Genomic DNA, 1,326 nt, shown 5'->3' with positions numbered 1-1,326 from the left:
AAGAATGAGGATTTTGGAATCTTGATGAATAGGGCTAGGGTCGAAGGGATGGAGAAGCATTTGCTACCTTTACAAAAGCGAAGACATTATTGGGCTAGAAACTTTGGGATATTCTCTATAGATTCTACCGCCTAGCATTGCACCATTTTCTTTTTTGTTGCGTTTAATGCCATCACTCCCCCAAGTCCCCCATTGTTTAAAGAAAAAGGCAACGCCCTGATTCTGGCATTGCTTTTGGATATTCATAACCCACGATTCTTGCATAGCCCTTGCCCTAAAGCCACTCTCACCTCCGACAACCATCCAATCAATCCCGCTTAAATCAAGCTCTCCTAAATCATCAAGCAGAGGTTCAATGGAGAGCAATTTCACATTTGCCTTTAGATTGCGAATAATGTCTATTCTGGGCTTAGTGTGGCTTATTTCTATCGTTGTACCTAACCAAACATTAAAAGGAATCTCACGCACGATGCCACCCCCAAAAACCTCCTTATTTTCTTTGTTTAAAGCAGAATTTTCAGGATATTTTTCCCCTTTAAAATATTCAAACATTCTATGGGGACGTTTGGTGAGAATCTGGTATTGATGATGTGGCGTTTGCTTGATAATTTGCATAACCCTATCCAAAAACATAATTTGCATTTTTTCGTGAAACAAATCACTCATAGAATTTACAAAATAAAACGTGGGCTTATTTCTCTTTAATACACTATCCTTAGACGTTCATTAATATTTGCACTATTTTTAAGATTTAGAAACTCCTCTAGCTCCAAAGAGGCATAACCATCAATCAAAATATATTCATTCTTAGTATTCCTTAGAATCTCTAAGACTTCTTTATCGCACTCCACCACGCAATAGGCATCATCGCATTTATAGAGTTTAGATTCTACAATACATTCTAGCTCTCTATCAAGGCTCTTGCCACATTGTAGGCTTAAATTCCTTGCAATATCGCTAGGCGTTACTCCCTCTCGCCCACTAAATAGCTCCAAATGCCCCGATTTATCACATACTAGGCTTGGTTTCTCACACAGGCTATACACGCTAAAGCCTAAATCGCCTTGAAAGTCTCTATGCTCTTTAGCAATCTTTGCTGCTGCCCTCTTTACTCTTTCAATCGTAATATCGCTAATGGTGGGGTTTGCACTCCCTAGCTCATTTTTACAAAAGTCATAGGCTGTTTTACTTTTATCCTCTTTTATAGGCTCATCAAGCTGCACTAAAATAAACTGCCGATTACCTCCATCCTCTGCGTTTAGTTCCATTACCGCTTGTGCGATTGTCCCACTCCCTGCAAAAAAGTCTAGGATAAGTTCTGGATCT

Annotated in this window: 1 protein-coding gene and 1 pseudogene; both read right to left on the bottom strand. The window is 39.4% G+C overall.

Annotation, left to right across the window (positions count from 1 at the left end; genetic code table 11):
- Positions 1-69: 69 nt before the first annotated feature.
- A complete protein-coding gene (locus tag C6H18_RS01145) occupies positions 70-666 on the bottom strand; it encodes a DUF5131 family protein (protein ID WP_104721294.1) in 597 nt (198 codons plus the stop codon).
- Positions 667-701: 35 nt separating this feature from the next.
- Positions 702-1,326: pseudogene (locus C6H18_RS01140) on the bottom strand (site-specific DNA-methyltransferase); the annotation flags it as partial.

It is taken from the genome of Helicobacter mesocricetorum (genome assembly GCF_900198605.1).
GTDB lineage: Bacteria > Campylobacterota > Campylobacteria > Campylobacterales > Helicobacteraceae > Helicobacter_D > Helicobacter_D mesocricetorum.
This window is presented reverse-complemented; position numbering and strand designations above follow the sequence as displayed.

Bases quoted from the DNA above. Each gene is read 5' to 3' on its own strand.
- C6H18_RS01145 (WP_104721294.1), bottom strand. From the start codon at position 666: ATGAGTGATTTGTTTCACGAAAAAATGCAAATTATGTTTTTGGATAGG.